This is a genomic window from Pseudomonas sp. P4_B4 (genome assembly GCF_056402255.1).
On the sequence record NZ_JBFUHS010000002.1, the window covers coordinates 185,302 to 202,720 of the forward strand.

17 protein-coding genes are annotated in these 17,419 nt (G+C 59.7%); 7 read left to right on the forward strand and 10 right to left on the reverse strand.

Going from position 1 to position 17,419, the window contains the following annotated elements:
* Positions 1-10: 10 nt before the first annotated feature.
* Positions 11-751: a winged helix-turn-helix domain-containing protein gene (locus AC1DVE_RS03100; RefSeq protein ID WP_477783731.1), complete on the reverse strand. Its 741-nt coding sequence runs from the start codon at positions 749-751 to the stop codon at positions 11-13.
* 525 nt (positions 752-1,276) lie between these two features.
* On the opposite strand from AC1DVE_RS03100, the gene AC1DVE_RS03105 reads away from it, so the two are divergent.
* Positions 1,277-2,110: an undecaprenyl-diphosphate phosphatase gene (locus AC1DVE_RS03105; protein ID WP_477783732.1), complete on the forward strand. Its 834-nt coding sequence runs from the start codon at positions 1,277-1,279 to the stop codon at positions 2,108-2,110.
* A 54-nt stretch (positions 2,111-2,164) separates the two neighbouring features.
* Here the strand turns inward: AC1DVE_RS03105 and dusA are convergent, their stop codons facing one another.
* Positions 2,165-3,160, reverse strand: coding sequence for a tRNA dihydrouridine(20/20a) synthase DusA (dusA, locus tag AC1DVE_RS03110; RefSeq protein WP_477783733.1), 996 nt, complete (start codon positions 3,158-3,160; stop codon positions 2,165-2,167).
* 272 nt (positions 3,161-3,432) lie between these two features.
* On the opposite strand from dusA, the gene AC1DVE_RS03115 reads away from it, so the two are divergent.
* A complete protein-coding gene (locus AC1DVE_RS03115; protein WP_223454527.1) occupies positions 3,433-3,915 on the forward strand; it encodes a cupin domain-containing protein in 483 nt (160 codons plus the stop codon).
* A 312-nt stretch (positions 3,916-4,227) separates the two neighbouring features.
* Positions 4,228-4,449, forward strand: a complete 222-nt coding sequence (locus tag AC1DVE_RS03120) for a hypothetical protein (protein ID WP_477783734.1) — start codon at positions 4,228-4,230, stop codon at positions 4,447-4,449.
* 70 nt (positions 4,450-4,519) lie between these two features.
* Here the strand turns inward: AC1DVE_RS03120 and AC1DVE_RS03125 are convergent, their stop codons facing one another.
* The 6 genes from AC1DVE_RS03125 to AC1DVE_RS03150 form a co-directional block, all read right to left on the reverse strand.
* Positions 4,520-5,281, reverse strand: coding sequence for a transporter substrate-binding domain-containing protein (locus AC1DVE_RS03125; protein WP_223538045.1), 762 nt, complete (start codon positions 5,279-5,281; stop codon positions 4,520-4,522).
* A 105-nt stretch (positions 5,282-5,386) separates the two neighbouring features.
* Complete coding sequence (gene copD, locus AC1DVE_RS03130) at positions 5,387-6,322, reverse strand: copper homeostasis membrane protein CopD (RefSeq protein WP_477783735.1); 936 nt, start codon at positions 6,320-6,322, stop codon at positions 5,387-5,389.
* Between the two features lie 3 nt (positions 6,323-6,325).
* Positions 6,326-6,709: a copper homeostasis periplasmic binding protein CopC gene (gene copC / locus AC1DVE_RS03135; protein ID WP_477783736.1), complete on the reverse strand. Its 384-nt coding sequence runs from the start codon at positions 6,707-6,709 to the stop codon at positions 6,326-6,328.
* Between the two features lie 52 nt (positions 6,710-6,761).
* A complete protein-coding gene (locus tag AC1DVE_RS03140) occupies positions 6,762-7,649 on the reverse strand; it encodes a copper resistance protein B (RefSeq protein ID WP_477783737.1) in 888 nt (295 codons plus the stop codon).
* 10 nt (positions 7,650-7,659) lie between these two features.
* Positions 7,660-9,366, reverse strand: a complete 1,707-nt coding sequence (locus tag AC1DVE_RS03145) for a copper resistance system multicopper oxidase (RefSeq protein ID WP_477783738.1) — start codon at positions 9,364-9,366, stop codon at positions 7,660-7,662.
* A 107-nt stretch (positions 9,367-9,473) separates the two neighbouring features.
* A complete protein-coding gene (locus AC1DVE_RS03150) occupies positions 9,474-10,175 on the reverse strand; it encodes a murein L,D-transpeptidase catalytic domain family protein (protein ID WP_223533396.1) in 702 nt (233 codons plus the stop codon).
* Between the two features lie 81 nt (positions 10,176-10,256).
* Between AC1DVE_RS03150 and AC1DVE_RS03155 the strand changes: the two genes are divergently transcribed.
* Entirely contained in the window at positions 10,257-12,011 is a 1,755-nt protein-coding gene (locus AC1DVE_RS03155) for a L,D-transpeptidase family protein (protein ID WP_477783739.1), read from the forward strand.
* Positions 12,012-12,139: 128 nt separating this feature from the next.
* On the opposite strand, the gene AC1DVE_RS03160 is transcribed toward AC1DVE_RS03155, so the two are convergent.
* Positions 12,140-12,607, reverse strand: a complete 468-nt coding sequence (locus AC1DVE_RS03160; RefSeq protein WP_223454232.1) for a hypothetical protein — start codon at positions 12,605-12,607, stop codon at positions 12,140-12,142.
* A gap of 213 nt (positions 12,608-12,820) precedes the next feature.
* On the opposite strand from AC1DVE_RS03160, the gene AC1DVE_RS03165 reads away from it, so the two are divergent.
* Both AC1DVE_RS03165 and AC1DVE_RS03170 read left to right on the forward strand, forming a co-directional pair.
* Positions 12,821-14,392, forward strand: a complete 1,572-nt coding sequence (locus tag AC1DVE_RS03165; protein WP_223454234.1) for a sensor domain-containing diguanylate cyclase — start codon at positions 12,821-12,823, stop codon at positions 14,390-14,392.
* Between the two features lie 112 nt (positions 14,393-14,504).
* Positions 14,505-15,911 carry a DUF1254 domain-containing protein gene (locus tag AC1DVE_RS03170; protein WP_477783740.1) on the forward strand — a complete coding sequence of 469 codons (1,407 nt, stop codon included), beginning with the start codon at positions 14,505-14,507 and terminating at the stop codon, positions 15,909-15,911.
* 35 nt (positions 15,912-15,946) lie between these two features.
* Here AC1DVE_RS03170 and AC1DVE_RS03175 read toward each other — a convergent pair whose 3' ends face one another.
* Complete coding sequence (locus AC1DVE_RS03175) at positions 15,947-16,285, reverse strand: hypothetical protein (protein ID WP_223454238.1); 339 nt, start codon at positions 16,283-16,285, stop codon at positions 15,947-15,949.
* Between the two features lie 273 nt (positions 16,286-16,558).
* Here AC1DVE_RS03175 and AC1DVE_RS03180 point away from each other — a divergent pair, with 273 nt between their 5' ends.
* Positions 16,559-17,389, forward strand: a complete 831-nt coding sequence (locus AC1DVE_RS03180; RefSeq protein ID WP_223454240.1) for an arylamine N-acetyltransferase family protein — start codon at positions 16,559-16,561, stop codon at positions 17,387-17,389.
* Positions 17,390-17,419: the final 30 nt, after the last annotated feature.

Here is a 17,419-nt window from a genome sequence, read left to right on the forward strand (position 1 = left end):
ACATTAAGAATCAGGTTGTCGAGATCAGACCCCTGATTAAACGATATCCATGCCCACGGATACTTTGAATGGCGTTACTGCCATACATGCCTTTTATTTTGCCGCGAAGGCGACTGATCGACTTTTCCAAGGCTCTTGGGTCATAAAAATTTATATTCAGCCCCATGATCCTGGCGATTTCATCATGGCTCAATATTTGGTTTTTGGTTTGGGAAAAAGCCTCAAGAATTTTCATTTCCGCAAACGATACATCCAGTTTTTTGTAGTCGCCAATAAGGCACATGCGCGTGGGGTCCAAAAGCAGATTATGCTTTTTTTGCCATTCCGGGCTGTCAAAAAACTCGCTCAGTACGTCAGTATTTTCGTCTGCAGCAGTGTCGCAATTAATACAGTAGTCGGCCCCAGCCAGATAATATTTCATCTTGTTGTAGGTGCCTTTACCGGTGATGGCTACAAAAATTATTGACGCCAAATTATCGGCGCGAATATTTTCTACCAGAGTAAGGCTTTCAACAAACGCTTGAGGGCTGTCGATAACGATAAAAATGGCACGGTATGAATGGGTATTCTTGTTTCTTTTGAATGAGTTGCTATAGCACGTTGCATCAACGGCAATATCCTTGCCTACGTGGCTTGCGACTAATTCCCTGAAACCCTCAGCTAGCGTATGGGTTCGCCCAATGGTGAGAACACCTGTCTCCTCCTTCACGTCGCTGTGGCCTGTAGTCGTTATTTTCCCTGTAAGCATCATGCTTTGACTCGGATGGGTGCGGGCATTTGAATGTTAAAGCACCAATTCTCGCTTGTGACTGACAATTGGTAACATTTCACTGTTTTTTCAGACGGTCGTCTCGTTTTTTTAACATCGCCGGTGATTCTGGCGTGATCGTTTGCCTGTCGGTGGTTCGAGATGCCTAATCATTGATGGCAATCTCATGGCTTTGCGCGGCATAGCATTGTGCCATCTATTGTCTCAATGTCCCGCATTTTCGCCCCCATATGACCGTGAATCTCGCTAAAGTTGCAGCTGCCTGATTTTTTTTGTTTGGGGGGCATGAGGCTGCAGGACTTTGTTGTTTTAAGTACGAGTTGTTGCACTTGTCTGGCTCAGCACTCTCCAATATTAACTGTTATCTAACGTTCGTGTTGGTGCTGGTGCTCATGGACATTTCATAACATCGAGTTTTATTAATCGGCCTGATGCGCTTTACTGTCGTGTTGGCGTTGAGTTAGAGCGAAACCGACGCATTGGTATTTGTCGTTGATGGGGGGATTGATGGATCTTTGGACAACCATAACGGTGTTGATTTTAGGGATGGTCGAAGGTCTGACGGAGTTTTTGCCTATATCAAGTACAGGGCACCAGATTGTTGTCGCGGACTTGCTCAGCTTCGGCGGCGAGCGAGCCATGGCCTTTAACATCATCATTCAATTGGGCGCGATACTGGCGGTTGTCTGGGAGTTCCGTCGCAAGATTCTCGAGATCGTTACCGGCTTACCGACCCAACGTAATGCGCAACGTTTCACCTTGAATCTATTAATCGGTTTTCTTCCGGCAGTGGTCTTGGGAGTGTTGTTCGCCAATAAGATCCATGAGTATCTGTTTAACCCGATCACTGTAGCAGTGGCATTAGTGGTGGGTGGCATCATCATGTTGTGGGCCGAGCAACGGGAACATGTGGTGTATGTCGACCATGTTGACGATATGCGCTGGACCGACGCCCTTAAGGTCGGTTTCGCGCAATGCCTGGCGATGATTCCGGGCACTTCGCGCTCTGGATCGACCATTATCGGTGGGTTGCTGTTTGGTCTGTCGCGTAAGGCTGCCACGGAGTTTTCGTTCTTTCTGGCGATGCCGACCATGGTCGGTGCCGCCGTGTATTCAGGCTATAAATATCGGGATCTGTTCCAGGCTGGCGACCTGCCAGTGTTTGCGCTGGGTTTCGTGACGGCGTTCTTTTTCGCCATGATCGCCGTGCGTGGTTTGCTCAAGTTCATCGCCGGCCACAGTTACGCCGTGTTCGCCTGGTACCGGATCGGATTCGGTTTGCTGATTCTGGCAACGTGGGTATTCGGTTGGGTTGACTGGGCCGGGGCTGCAGCGCCCTGACGCTCGCACCAGGCTGCAGGACGTGCAGCCTGGTCGCAGGGAAGCGGCTAACCGTTAACGCCCCTCAAGCAGCTCCGCCGCTTGATCCAGCAAGGCCAAAGGCTCTTTGGCCTTGTGAATATCCACCGACAGTAACTGCCGAAACTTGCGTGCTCCCGGAAACCCGGTGCCCAGCCCGAGCACATGCCGGGTGACGTGGTGCATCGAACCGCCCGCGTCGATGTGTGCAGCGATATACGGTCGCAACTGCGCCAGCGCCTCGGCGCGGCTGATCACTGGCGCGGTGCTGCCGAACAGCTGCTGATCCACCTCGGCCATCACATAAGGGTTGTGATACGCCTCGCGGCCCAACATCACGCCGTCGAACGTCTGCAAATGTTCGTGGCAGGCCTCCAGCGTCTTGATCCCGCCATTGAGGATAATCTCCAGCTCAGGAAAGTCCGCCTTCAACCGCGCCGCCACGTCGTAACGCAGGGGCGGAATGTCCCGGTTCTCCTTCGGCGACAACCCCTCCAGAATCGCAATCCGCGCGTGCACGGTAAAACTGGTGCAGCCGGCCTCGCGAACCGTACCGACGAAATCACACAGTTCTTCGTAGCTGTCGCGCCCATTAATGCCGATACGGTGCTTGACCGTCACCGGAATCGACACCGCATCACGCATCGCCTTCACACAATCGGCCACCAACTGCGGATGCCCCATCAGGCACGCACCGATCATATTGTTCTGCACCCGATCACTCGGGCAGCCGACATTCAGGTTCACCTCGTCGTAACCATGCTCCTGCGCCATCCGCGCGCACGCGGCCAGGTCCAGCGGGACACTGCCGCCGAGTTGTAAGGCGAGCGGGTGTTCGGCTTCGTTGTGACGCAGGAAGCGTTCGTGGTCGCCGTTGAGAAGCGCGCCAGTGGTGACCATTTCGGTGTAGAGCAGGGCGTTTTTCGACAATAGGCGTAGGAAAAAACGGCAGTGGCGGTCAGTCCAATCCATCATCGGCGCGACGGAGAAACGGCGGGAGAGCAGGGCGGGTATGGCGGTGGTTACGGACATGGGGGATCTGGAATCGGTGAGGCTGGGAGGTGGGGGAGTTTATCAGGAATGGGCTGGTGGGGCTTGGCGAGCACGAGTCGAATCAGAGGTATCGCTGCGCTCAACCCATCCTACGTACAGCTCACAGTCCAGACCATTGCGTTATAGGGCTGTTCACAATGGTTATATCCGCTCTTCAACATTCGGCTACCGTCATCATTAATACCGTGTATTGAAGCTATGTTTGCCTCTGCTGCGATACACCCACAGCCCCCAAACACGAGAAAACTATGATGCGCTCCCACAAAGCTGTCGCTGTTTTTCTGGCCTTGCTTAGCGCAGCCTTCCTGGCATCTGCCGCCCAAGCCGAGGGAGCGGGTTTGATTACCGCCACCCCATCCGAACTCAAGTGGACAGCTGCGTCGTCGGTGGGGCCCGGTGTGATGATTGCAGTGATTGAAGGTGACCTGAAAGCCGCCGAGCCCTTCACCATGCGCTTGAAGCTGCCGGCAAATACGAAAATCGGCGTGCATACCCATCCCGTGACCGAGCGCGTAACCGTTATCTCGGGCACCTTCTACTTCGCCACCGGAGACAAATTCGATTCGGCACGGGCCAAAGCCTATTACCCGGGGGACACCCTGATCATTCCCGTCGGCATGTCGATGTACGGCGCCAGTCGAGAACAGGAAACTGTGCTCCAACTCCACGGCACGGGGCCTTGGGGGATCACCTACCTCAACCCGGCGGACGACCCCAGGAACAGCAAGATGTAGCGAGCGACAACCATGTAGAACGACTCAATCGTGCCTGCCTCCCGTTAGCTCCGTTTTCACCTACTAAGGGGCAGACCGAAGGCACCTACTTGCGGCTATCGTAGAGGGCCTTGGCAGCATCTTCCCAGTTGGCTCCGTCGAACTGCTCGGGACGAAAGATCGACGTCATCACTCGCCAGGTACGCACGGTTCCTGAACCAACGCTGTCACCCCCCCCCCAAAAAAAAAGTTTCATGATGCCCGGCACAGACGAGGCATAGGATGACCGCTAAAGGTCATGTCCCCCGCGCCTCAACCCACAGGAATCAAAAAATGATCGCAAACCTCGTCAAAGTCTCGCTGATGGCCGGTGCTTTGTTGTTGAGCGCCTGTTCGGGTGTGAGCTCCCATAGCGATTATTCGACTGACTCGGTGCAGCCGGCCGGCTTTGGCCCGGGGCCGACCAATAGCAACCCCGGTAAGATGAACTTCCATGGCAGCGCACTCGGCAATAGCTTCGGCGAATACGGTTCAGGTTTGCTGCACGACGATTGATATGCGGTCCGCAATGAAGAAGGGCGCTCCTTTTGGGGGCGCCCTTTTTTGTGCGAAAAAAAGCGGTCCGTTACCTGGCGTCAGGCACCGCCAGCCACTGGCGCAGGATCTTCTGGTAACTACCCGTCGCCTTGGCCAGGTGCAGCCATTGATCGACGTATAGCTTCCAGGTGATGTCGTCGCGGGGCAGCAGGTAGGCTTTTTCGCCGTATTGCAGGTAGTGCGTGGGGTTGACTGCGCACAGGCCTGGTTTGAGCTTCTGCTGATACAGCGCCTCCGATGCGTCGGTGATCATTACGTCGGCTTTTTTATCCAGCAGATCCTGAAAGATGCTTACGTTGTCGTGCAGTTGCAATTGCGCCTTGGGCAGGTAGGCGTGGACGAACGCTTCGTTGGTGCCGCCGGCCGGTTCGACCAGGCGAACCGAGGGCTGGTTGATCTGTTCGACGGTCTGGTACAGCGCCTGGTCTTCGCAGCGCACCAGCGGGATTTTGCCGTCGACGTCCAGGATGTTGCTGAAGAAGGCTTTTTTCTGGCGTTCCAGGGTGACCGAGATGCCGCCCATGGCGATGTCGCACTTACCGGCGAGCATGTCGGGCATCAGGGTTTTCCAGGTGGTGGGCACCCACTCGACCTTGACGCCAAGGCTGTCGGCCAGGGCGCGGGCCATGGCGATGTCGATGCCGGAATGCTCGCCGTCCTCGGCTTTGAGGGTGTAGGGCTTGTAGTCGCCGGTGGTGCAAACCCGCAGTTGTCCCTGTTGCATGACGCTGTCCAGGTGCGAAGGTTCTGCCTGGGCGCCAAGGGCGAGTGCGAGCAAGCCGCCGAGCATCATTGCTCTGTTGATTTTCTTCATTGTTATCGGGCTTTTGTGCTGGAGTGGTTTTCAAGTGGGGAGTGTAGTGAAACTTTCACAGGTGTGAAAAATCAACGCCGCCTAAAGATTGCTCATTTCCACTTCCGGGCTCAAGGTCCCCAACCACGCCACCAACCCCACAATCAAAACCGCCGCGGCCATTTCCAGCACCACACTGCGCCGAAGTGCGTTAGCCGCCACGCCATATTGGCCCTCTCGCAATGACCGCTCCAGCAAGGGCCCAAGATGAAAGCGGTTCAACGCCGCCAACACCAGCATCCCGGCAAACAACAGCACCTTGATCGCCAGCAAAATTCCGTAATGGCTGAGTAAGACCTCATCGAGCTTCGGCCCGATGATGAACAGGTAGTTCACTACGCCCGTCACGGTGATGATCACAACGATCAGCGCACCGACACCTTCGAATCGCTTGACCGCGCGAGCCAGCAAACGTATGTGTGCTTCGGTTTGCAGGGCCCGTGTTTGCGCCATCAAGGCAAACGCCAGCAACGCGCCGAGCCAGGCACTCGCCGCCAACAGGTGCAGGATGTCCGCCGTAAAGTGCCAGAAACGGCGACTGCCTTCGTCCATGGCGCCATGCCCGCTCCAGGCCAGGCTGGCGAGGGCGATGCCGCCGGCCGTGGCGGCGATCACCAGGCTGATGCCGGGTGCGCGTGGGTTGAGCATCAACGCCAAACCCGCGACTGCTAACGCAATCATCCGCACAGCCCAGGCCAACCCGACGTCTGTCTCGAACAGCATCATCTCGAGGTGAGGGCGCAGCTCGGTAACGTCTGATTCGCCGCTCATGGCGCGGACCATCAGCACCATGCCCGCGACGGACAGCAGCGCGCCGAGCCCGGCTGTTGCCGTCAACAATCGGCGCAAGGGCAGCACCGTCCCGGATAGCCGTTCCTGTCCTTTGAAGCTGTAAAGCCCGAACAGCGCCACGCCAAACAACAGCATCAAATCCATATACAACACAAACCGCAGCACGACGTTGGCCGAGTCGCTCATCGATCATTTCACTTTGAAGGTGACGTTGCCGGTGATCGGGTGGGTGTCCGATGACACCGCGCGCCATTCGACCTTGTAGGTGCCGGCAGTCAGGGGTGTTGTCGGGGTGATGAACATGCTCTTCGGGTCACTGCCGCCGCTGACTTTGGCCTTGACCGGCATCGGGGCGTGGGCCATGCCGGCCATTTCGGTCATCAGCAGTTTGGCGCCGGAAAACTGGGTGACGAGGGTTTCGGAAAAGTGCAGTTCGATCTTGTCGGGCGGCGTACCTTCTGCGCCTTGCGCTGGGGTGGAGGCGAGCAGTTTGGGGTGCGCTTGAGCGAGGGTGCTGATAAGCAGGCCGCTGAGCAACGCGATTGCGACGGCGGTGGGTTTGATGATGCGCATGCAAGGTCCTTTACCGCTTGAAGCGGTTGTTGTTGGTTTGAGGTGAGTCTGTTCAGAACCACATCCGAATACCGAGCACGAGGCGGGTTTCGCTGCGGTCCTCGCCTTCGTCGTTGGCGTAGTCGGCGGTGTTGCCGTAGGTGCGGTTCCAGGTCACGCCGAGGTAGGGCGCGAATTCCCGGCGGATTTCGTAGCGCAGGCGCAAACCGGCTTCGGTGTTGGACAGCCCCGCGCCGATGCCCCGTTGCGGATCGTTTTTGCCGTAGGCGTTGAGTTCGACGGTCGGCTGCAGGATCAGCCGATTGGTCAGCAGGATGTCGTAGTCGCCTTCCAGCCGCACGGCGCTCTGGCCGCCTTCGCCGATGAAGGCCGTGGCTTCGGCCTCGAAGTTGTACAGCGCCATGCCTTGCACGCCGAACGCGGCCCAGGTTTGCGGGGCGCCGGGTTTGAAGTCCTGGCGCACGCCGCTGACGACGTCCCACCAGGGGGAAATGGCGTGGCCCCACAGGGCCTGGATTTCCGCGTCCTCGGTCACGCCGTTGCTGCGTTCGCCTTCAGAGCGCAGCCACAGGCGATCAATGTCACCGCCGACCCAGCCGGACAAATCCCAGGCCAGGGTGCTGCCGTCATCGGCGTCCTGCCACTCGAGTTTGTCGGCGAGGAAAAATGAATTGAGCCTGCTGTCGTGTACATGGTGACCGGCGGGATCGGCATACACCGCAGCGCGATCGGCATCGGTCAGCACCGGGATCGGCGTGCGGCTTTCGCTGGGCGCGGCGGGCTGCATCTGGCCGTCTTCCATGCCTTGCATCTGACCTTCGTCCATGCCTTGCATCTGGCCGTGGTCCATCTGGCTGTGATCCATGCCTTGCATGTCATCGCTGGCGGCCATCGCCGTCGAGGTCGCGAGTGCCAAAAAAAACGGGGTGAATCGAATCATGGGGTGCGCCTCATTCTTCCACGCGAACTTCACGGAACATGCCCATTTCCATGTGGTACAGGAGATGGCAGTGATAGGCCCAACGGCCGAGCGCGTCGGCTGTGACCCGATAGCTGCGCCGGGAGCCGGGTGGCATGTCGATGGTGTGTTTGCGCACCATGAACTGGCCGTTCTCGTCTTCGAGGTCGCTCCACATTCCATGCAGGTGGATGGGGTGCATCATCATCGTGTCGTTGACCAGCACGATCCGCAGGCGTTCGCCGTACTTGAGGCGCAGCGGCTCTGCATCAGAGAACTTCACGCCGTTGAACGACCAGGCGAATTTTTCCATGTGGCCGGTCAGGTGCAGCTCAATGGTGCGGCCGGGCTCGCGGCCGTCCGGGTCTTCGAAGGTGCTGCGCAGGTCGGAGTAGGTGAGCACGCGGCGCCCGTTGTTGCGCAGGCCCATGCCGGGATCGTCGAGTTTCGGTGATGTGGACATGGCTTGCATGTCCACCAGCGGGTTGTCGGTTTCCGAGGCCGGGTGGGACTGCATGCCGGGCATGTCGCCCATGGCCATGTTGCTGTGATCCATGCCCGCCATGCTGCCGTGGTCCATGCCGCCCATGCCCATGTCATCCATGGTCACCAGCGGGCGCGGGTCCAGTGGCGGCAGCGGCGCAACCAGTCCGGCCTTCATTGTGAGGGTGCCGCGGGCGTAGCCGGTGCGATCCATCGCCTGGGCGAACAGGGTGTAGGCCGCTTCGGTCGGTTCGACGATGACGTCGAAGGTTTCCGCCACGGCAATGCGAAATTCGTCGACGCTCACCGGTTTGACGTGCAGGCCATCGGCGGCGACCACGGTCATTTTCAGGCCGGGGATGCGCACGTCGAAGTAGCTCATGGCCGAGCCGTTGATGAAACGCAGCCGCAGCTTTTCCCCCGGGCGGAACACCCCGGTCCAGTTCGAATCCGGCGCCTGGCCGTTCAACAGGTAGGTGTAAGTGGCGCCGCCGACGTCCGCCAGGTCGGTGGGGTTCATCTTCATCTCGGCCCACATTTTGCGATCGGCGACGGTCGGCCCCCAGCCTTTTTCGCTGACGTCGTGGATGAAGTCGCCCACGGTGCGTTTGTTGAAGTTGTAGTAATCGGACTGTTTTTTCAGCGTCTTCATCAGGCCGACCGGGTCTTCGTCGGTCCAGTCGCTGAGCATCACCACGTAGTCGCGGTCGTACTGGAACGGCTCCGGGTCCTTGGCGTCGATCACCAGCGGGCCGTAGACGCCGGATTGTTCCTGAAACCCCGAATGGCTGTGATACCAGTAGGTGCCGTTCTGCCGCACGGTGAACTGGTAGACGTACATGCCGCCGGGCTCGATGCCCTTGAAGCTCAGCCCCGGCACGCCGTCCATGTTGGCCGGCAGCAAGATGCCGTGCCAGTGAATGGAGGTGCTGTCCTTGAGTCTGTTGCGTACCCGCAGCGTCACCGTATCGCCTTCACGCCAGCGCAGCAGCGGGCCGGGAATGCCGCCGTTGATGGTCATTGCGGTGCGTGGGCTGCCGGTGAAGTTGACCGGGGATTCGCCGATGTACAGGTCGAAATCGTGACCGGCCAACACCTGCGGTTCGCCGGGACTGCTGATCGCCCAGACCGGCGTGCGCCATAACCCGAGGCCGCCGCAGAGCCCGCCGATAGCCAGGCCTTTGACGAAGGTGCGTCTTGAAGTGTGGGAGTGCATGCCGTGTGTTCCGCCCGTCAGCCTGTTGAACTTGTCGACGAGGCTAGCGGGCGGTGCCTTTCAGCAGGCTGAGGCGGGGATTACAGTTTTGACAGGTTGGGCGTCGCTTACTGGCGTGAAGTGGACTTTTCCCTTGAGGCCACCGTGTCGCCCCCGCAGTTGATGTAGGAAGACGACTTCAACCAGCGTTGGTCCGGGTAGTAGGAAAACAACAACTGCCCGTCCTTCATCGAATCGATCAGCCGATGGGCAATCGCCGGTCTGACGGCCGGGCAACCCAGGCTGCGGCCGATGCGGCCATTGGCGCGGGCCAGCACCGGGCTGACATAGGGCGCGCCGTGAATGACGATGGCCCGGTCATAGGCGTTATCGTTGAAGCCGGGCTCCAGGCCTTCCATGCGCAACGAGTAACCGTTCTGGCCGAGGTAGCTTTCCTGGGTGCGGAACAGGCCGAGGCTGGTGGCGTGGCTTTCGTTGCGGTTGGAGAACAGCGTGGCCATGTTTTCACCGCTGTTGCGGCCATGGGCGACCAGTTCGTGAAACAGCAACTTGCGCCGTTTAAGATCGAAGACCCACAGGCGTTGTTCGGTCGAGGGCAGGGAGTAATCGATCACCGCCAGTCTTTGGGCGGGGGCGACACCCTGGGCGCGGCTACATTGGGTGGCGCGAACGGCCAAGGCAATCACTTTGGCGTCGGCACCGGGTGCTGCTTTGACCAGCGCGTTTTCAAGCGAATCGGCGTAGGCTGACGTTACTGAAAGGCACGTCAGTAAAATGGCAAATAAAAGGCCAAAGCGGTTTAGCGCCATAGTCGGGTCTCATCATGATAATTTCGAGTCTAGCAGCGAGTGGAAAACTAGCCGTTTAAAACGGGGGATTAAGGATTATCCATGGTGCAATTAACAAGGTCATTCGTCATAAGCCGCATGTTTTTTATGGGCTTTCTGATCAGCGGTGCGGCGTTTGGGCAAACTTCGCCGATTGAGCCGGTATCTGCGGCGAGCAGCGCAATCGATGCCGCGGCGCCCGACGACGCGGTCGGGCAGGCGATTCAGGCGACGCTGGAACCGCTGCACTCGGCCTTTCCACCGTTGCTCACCTCCAGGCGCCATCAGCGTGTGGATGTCAGCCGGGTGGTGCTGGATTTCTATATGCATCGCAACTATCGCGCCGCGTGGACGGATGAGCGTGACGTGGCCCAGTTACTCAAGAGCCTTGAAAGCACCCGGATCGACGGCCTGAATCCGGCGGATTTCCGCATCGCCGAACTGGCTCAGGCCCATGAATCGCTGGTAGCGGCCATGCCTTCCACGGCGCAACGGGCGATGTTCGACATGGCGGCGACCCGCACGTTCATTACCGCGCTGCTGCAACTGCGGCGGGGTAAAGTCGATCCGTCGCGGCTGGACATTCACTGGAATTTCGATCCTGCCGGCGGCAATGCCCGCGAGGACTTGAACAAACTGTTTGTCGCCCTCGATGCCCACGACGTGGCGCGTGCATTCGTCGATGCACCGCCTCAGGAAGAGATTTACCGCAACTTGCGTGAAGGCCTGGCCCGGTTGCGCCAGGTTCACGCTGCGGGCGGCTGGCCGAAAGTCACCGAAGGGCAATCGCTCAAGCCCGGCATGGACGGGGCGGCGGTTGCACAATTGCGCGCGCGTCTGGTGGCGGGCGGGTACCTGGATGCGCACCTGTCGAAAAAAGCCGGTTACGACGACAAGGTCATTGCCGCGGTGAAGAAGTATCAGGCCGAGCAATACCTGGGGGTCGATGGCGTGGCGGGGGCGGCGACGCTGGCGGCGCTGAACGTGCCGGTCGAGGCGCGGATCGATCAGGTGCGGGTCAACATGGAGCGCGCCCGGTGGCTGTTGTACAAGCTTCAGGGCACGTTCGTGATCGTCGATATCGCCGGATACAAGGTGGCGATGTACCGCGACGGTCTGCCGATCTGGCGTTCGCGGGTGCAAGTCGGTAAACCGGTGCGCAGTACGCCGGTGTTCCAGGCCGAAATCACCTACATCACGTTCAACCCGACCTGGACCGTGCCACCGACCATCCTCAAGCAGGACGTGATTCCAAAAGTCCAGAACGATCCGGGCTATCTGGCGGCCAACCGGATTCGCGTGCTTGATCGCGAAGGCAATGTGCTCGATCCGTCGAGCGTTGACTGGAGCAACCCGCGAGGCATCCACCTGCGTCAGGATGCCGGGCCCGACAGTTCGCTGGGGCAGGTGGTGATCCGCTTCCCCAACGACTATGCGATTTACCTGCATGACACGCCGCACCGCGAGCTGTTTGCCAAAACGGTCCGGGCCACCAGTTCAGGCTGCATCCGCGTGGAAAACCCCTTGCAACTGGTCGAGCTGTTGTTCAACGACCCGGTGCGCTGGAACAGCGCCGGCATTCAGAAGCAGTTGGCCAATGGCCGGACCGAGAACGTCCTGCTGCCGGTGAAAGTGCCGGTGCTGTTGGCTTACTGGACCGTGGACCTGAGCAAAGACGGGCGGGTGACGTTCAAGCCCGACATTTATGATTACGATGCCAGGGTGCTGCAGGGCTTGAGTCAGCCTACGAAGTTGCCGGCTCTGGACTTGCGTCGCACAGAGATACCGCTGGTGGTGACGGGGCAGAACCAACAGTAACGAATAACACCGGGCATTGTGGGAGCGGGCTTGCTCGCGAAAGCGGTGTGTCAGCGCACCCTGAGGCGATTGACACGACGCCTTCGCGAGCAAGCCCGCTCCCACAGGATTTGCGGTGGGTGCCCTTTTTACAGCGCCAATCCTTGTTGCACCACCACAAGCAGATCGGTTTCAGTCAGCGCCACCGCATCCGGCTGCGCGGTGGCCTGCTCGATCGTTTGTAGCCACCAGTGTGTTTCACCGTGTTCGTCCACGGTGCGCAACAGGGCGAGTTCGTTGCCTGTTGTGTGGATCTCGACCCGCCCCTCGCCATCGGCGGTGAAGCGTGCAACCGGGTCAAAGGTAATGCTGTGCTCGTTGCCGGTGACCACCAACTGGTCGATGGCGTAGTTGTAAGCGTCGCCATTGGGGTGACTCTCGAACACATGGGTGGGGTTGCGCCGCAGGACCAGACCCGCTTCGGTCAAGGGCAGCAGCCAGGCCTCTATCCGTTGATACAGTTCGTAGACCTGGCCCGGCCAGCCATCGATCGCCTGATCCGCGCTGGTCAGCCGTGTCTGTTTCAATTTTGCGGCGAGTTCGTCTGCCTTGCTCATGTCGATTCCCTGTATTGAGGTCAGTCTAATCGTAGCTCGTTGACGCGCAGGCAGCGCTTGCCCTGGATCATGTTTGCAGCTCAGGCAGGGCAGGTGTGATACCGCTGGGCAAGTGGCCACCCATTTAGCATGGATAACCCCGTAAACTACGCCCCACGAAGACTGAGGGCTTTGGGTTGTTACCCATGCCTTGCCCCCCGACAGGATGACCTTTTGCCCACTCGCTTTAACGACCCGGACCACGCCCCTGGCGTCGCATTGAAACGCATACCGCTGCGCAAGGCCGGGGTATTGTTCATTGCCACGGTGTGTCTGTGCCTGTGCGGTTTGCTCTACCTGCAACTGGAGCAGTCCCGTCGCCACGACCTGAGCCTGGCGCAAGTGGCGTCTTCGAACCTGACGCGGGCCATGGCGCAGCAAGCCGAAGACACCTTCATGAAGGCCGACCTGGTGCTGACCAGCCTGGTGGACTGGATTCAGGTCGACGGTTTCGGCCCGGACCAGCGGCCACGCTTGCAGCAGACCTTCGCCCGGCGGGTGCTGGCGCTGGATCAGTTGCACGGCATCCTGCTGTTCGACCAGAAGGGCCAGTGGGTGGTGACCTCGTTTGAGAACCTGCCCCGGGGGGCCGGGGTCGCGGATCGCGAGTACTTCAAGTACCACCAACAGAACGTATCGTCGGTGGCGCATATCGGCCCGGCCATCCGCAGTCGGGAAAACGGTGAGTGGATCATTCCGATTTCCAAACGGGTCAACGACAGGAACGGGCATTTCCAGGGTGTGTTGCTGGCCGGTATCAAGATGTCGTACTTCGACCAGTTCTTCAAAAGCTTCAGCCTCGACGACAATGGCTCGATGTTTCTCGGCTTGACCGATGGCACGTTGTTGGCGCGTCGACCTTTTGTAGAGGCGCAGATCGGCGTGTCGCTGGCCCAGGGCGAAATTTTCCAGAAGTTCCTGCCACTGGCCACCTCCGGCAATGCGATGTTCACGTCCATCATCGACGGTGTGACACGCATGTACGGTTACCGCCAGCTGGAGGCGTATCCGTTGGTGGTCGCCGCTGCGTCGTCCACGGAGACCATTCTCGCGGGCTGGTACGACACGGCGTTTCGCTCCAGCCTCATCGTTGCCCTGGTGTTGCTGGTCGTGGGGTTGTTCGGGTGGGTGTTCCTGCATCAGGTGCGTGTTGGCGAGCGGGTCGAGTCGGATTTGCGCAGGGCCCAGCAAGCACTGGAGCTGATCGCCACCCACGACAGCCTGACCGGGCTGGCCAACCGCCGACTGTTCGAGCGGGCGCTGGGCATCGAGTTCGGGCGCGGCGCCCGGCAGGCCAGCCCTTTGAGCCTGATCATGCTCGATATCGATTACTTCAAGCGCTACAACGACACCTACGGCCACGTGGTGGGGGATCACTGCCTGGCCGAAGTGGCACGCGCGCTGAAGAGTTGCTGCCACCGCAAGGCCGATCTGGCGGTGCGTTACGGCGGTGAAGAGTTTGCGGTGCTGCTGCCGGACACCGACATCCACGGTGCCATGACGATTGCCGAGCAGATCCGCCGCAGCGTCATCGACAAACACATCAATCACACCGGCTCGCCCAACGGATACGTGACGGTCAGTCTGGGTTGCTATTCGTTTGTGCCGTCGGGGCGTGACAGCATGGACGTGTTTGTCGAGCGGGCGGATGCAGCGTTGTATCAGGCCAAGCATTCGGGGCGAAACCGCGTGGCAACGTTGTCGTTGGCCGGCGGTGTCGAGGCGTTGATGCGTTCCGACCGTTGAAGTGCTTTTGCTGCCGGTGGTCTGTCTCCCGGGCCTGGCGGAATTGATCGTCTAGAGTTCCGTTAGCGCTGCCGAACCCGGCAGGCTCCCCCTCGCACGGACGATCGCCAACATGTTGCTACCTCCAACATTGACAGCCGTTGCTCTGACCGTCGCAGCCGCTGCCATCTTCCCGCTGGCCAGCCACGCGCAATCGAAAATCACTGCCGAAGAAGCTCACGCGATCGGCGTGGATGCCTACATCTATTTTTACCCGCTGCTGAGCATGGACCTCACTCGCAAGCAGTTCACCAACATCGAGCCGGGCAAGGAATTCGGCAAAGGCCCGATGAACATGTTTGTGAGTGTGCCGCAGTACCCACCTGCCGACTTCAAAGGGGTGGTGCGTTCCAATTTCGACACCTTGTATTCGATTGCCTGGCTGGACTTGACCAAGGAACCGCTGGTGATCGCCGCGCCCGATACCGACGGGCGTTTCTACCTGTTGCCGATGCTGGATATGTGGACTGACGTGTTCGCTTCGCCGGGCTGGCGCACCACGGGCACCGAGGCCGGGCAATTTCTGGTGACGCCACCGGGGTGGACCGGCACGGTGCCCGCCGGGATGAGTCACCTGCCGGCGCCCACCCCCTTTGTCTGGATTATCGGCCGGACCAAGACTGATGGCGCGGCGGATTACGCGGCGGTGCACAAGATCCAGGCCGGATACACGGTGACGCCGTTGTCCCGGTTGGGCAAAGAGCCTGAGGCCGTCGCCGTGAAAATCGACCCGGCGGTGGACATGAAAACGCCACCGAAGATTCAGGTCGATTCCATGTCGGCTGCCCATTATTTCACTTACGCTGCCGAACTGCTGAAGGTGAACCCGCCGCACAGCACCGACCAGCCCATGCTGGCGCAGCTCAAACGGATCGGCATCGAAGCCGGCAAGCCGTTCAACATGGACGCACTGGACCCAAAAATCCAGGCAGCGTTGCAAACGGTGCCCCAGGATGCGCAGGCCTTGATGACCTGGAAAGTGCCGACCCTGGCGCGGGAGGTCAATGGCTGGTCGATGAACACCGACACCATGGGCGTCTACGGCAACTACTACCTCAAGCGCGCCATCGTCACGCAGATGGGGCTCGGTGCCAACCTGCCCGAGGATGCGATTTATCCGCTGAACATCGGCGACAGCAACGGCAAGCCGCTTGAGGGGGCAAGCAAGTACGTGCTGCATTTCAACAAGGGCGAGGCGCCGCCGGTGAACGCCTTCTGGTCGATCACCCTGTATGACCCGGAGGGGTTCCAGGTCGCCAACTCACTCAATCGTTTTGCGGTCAGTAGCTGGATGCCGTTCAAGGCCAACGCCGATGGCTCGCTGGACCTCTACTTCCAGAACGAAAGCCCCGGCAAGGACCTGGAGGCCAACTGGCTGCCGGCACCCAAAGGGCCGTTCAACCTGACCATGCGTTTGTACGGCCCGAAAGCCGAGGTGCTGAATGGCAAATGGAACCCGCCGGCGGTCAAGCCGATGTAAGCCTCAGGCAACAAAAAGCCGCCAATGACTGCACGTCATTGGCGGCTTTTGCCTGTCCAACTGCCCGTCCCGCCGCCAGCACCGCCGGTTCCGCCACCGGGCGCACCGGTGCCGCCGCCCGCGCCACTGCCCGGACCATTGACGCCGGTGCTGCCGCTTGACGAGCTGGGGCCATGACTGCGGCTGTAGTCACCGGAGGGTTCACTGGGTCTGTTGTTGCCTGGCAGCATGTTTGAGTTGCGGGTTGCACTGGGTGCCGTACCGGTCGCGCCAGCGCCAGCGCCAGCGCCATCGCCGGACGCCGCAAACGTAGCCAGGGGCGTTGTCGACAACAATCCCGCCAAGAGCAGCGAAGTCATTCTGATGTTCATCATGGTCGTCTCCAGGGATGAGTCGTTACCTGATGTTGGTGTGAAGGGTCGCGCGGTTGGTGCCGACCGGATGACGAGTGGCTGTCTCAGCGCAGGCCATCATCGTCGAGCTTGCACTCTAGGTTCTGCCGCACCCACGACCACTCGTCATCGATGATGCTGAAGCGCACTGAGTTTGCGATTGGCTAAATCAATTGTCGGCGGCAGTGCTTGATCCCGTATACATAGCGGCCACTGGCGGAGCAATCCGCCGCTTGCGTGCAAAAGGATTGAACGATGAGCGAGCCACGCCTGACCGACCGTGCATTGTATCTGCGACGCCTGGGCTTCGATGCACCTCCGGCACCGACCCTGGAAACCTTGCGCCAACTACAACTGCGCCATACCGGCGCTTTCCCGTTTGAAAACCTCACCACATTATCCGGCGAACCGGTGCTGATCGACTTGCCGTCCATCGAGCAGAAAGTCCTGCATGGCGGTCGTGGCGGTTACTGCTACGAACTCAACAACCTGTTCCTGGCCTTGCTTCAGGAATTGGGTTTCGACGCCCGTGCCATCAGCGGCCGGGTGGTGATGGGCCAGCCGGAGGGTGCCTGGACTGCCCGGACCCATCGCCTGAGCCTGGTCATCATCGATGACGTGCGCTACATCACCGACGTCGGCTTCGGCGGCATGGTACCGACCGCGCCCCTGTTGCTCGATTCCCGCGCCGAACAACTCACCCCTCACGAGCCGTATCGCATCGACCTGCACGTCGACGGTTTTACCCTGCGCGCCAACGTTGCGGGTGAGTGGCGAGCGATGTACATCTTCGACCTGCAACGCCAGGAAGATATCGATTTCGCTGTGGGCAACTGGTACGTCTCGACCCACCCCGAGTCGTCTTTCGTCATGCAGTTGATGGTGGCGCGCACCGGGGAGGGCTGGCGGCGTACGCTCAACAATGGCAGCTTCGCGATTCACCGGATTGGCCATGACAGCGAGAGACGGGAGGTGACGGATGTTCAGGAATTGATTGGCCTGCTGGGCAGCGAGTTCGGCATTCGCGTACCGGAACAGGCGCAATTGGCGCGGACTCTGGAACGATTGATCGCAGCGCCGCAATAGCTGGCTGATCGTAGACATCACCAAGGGCTG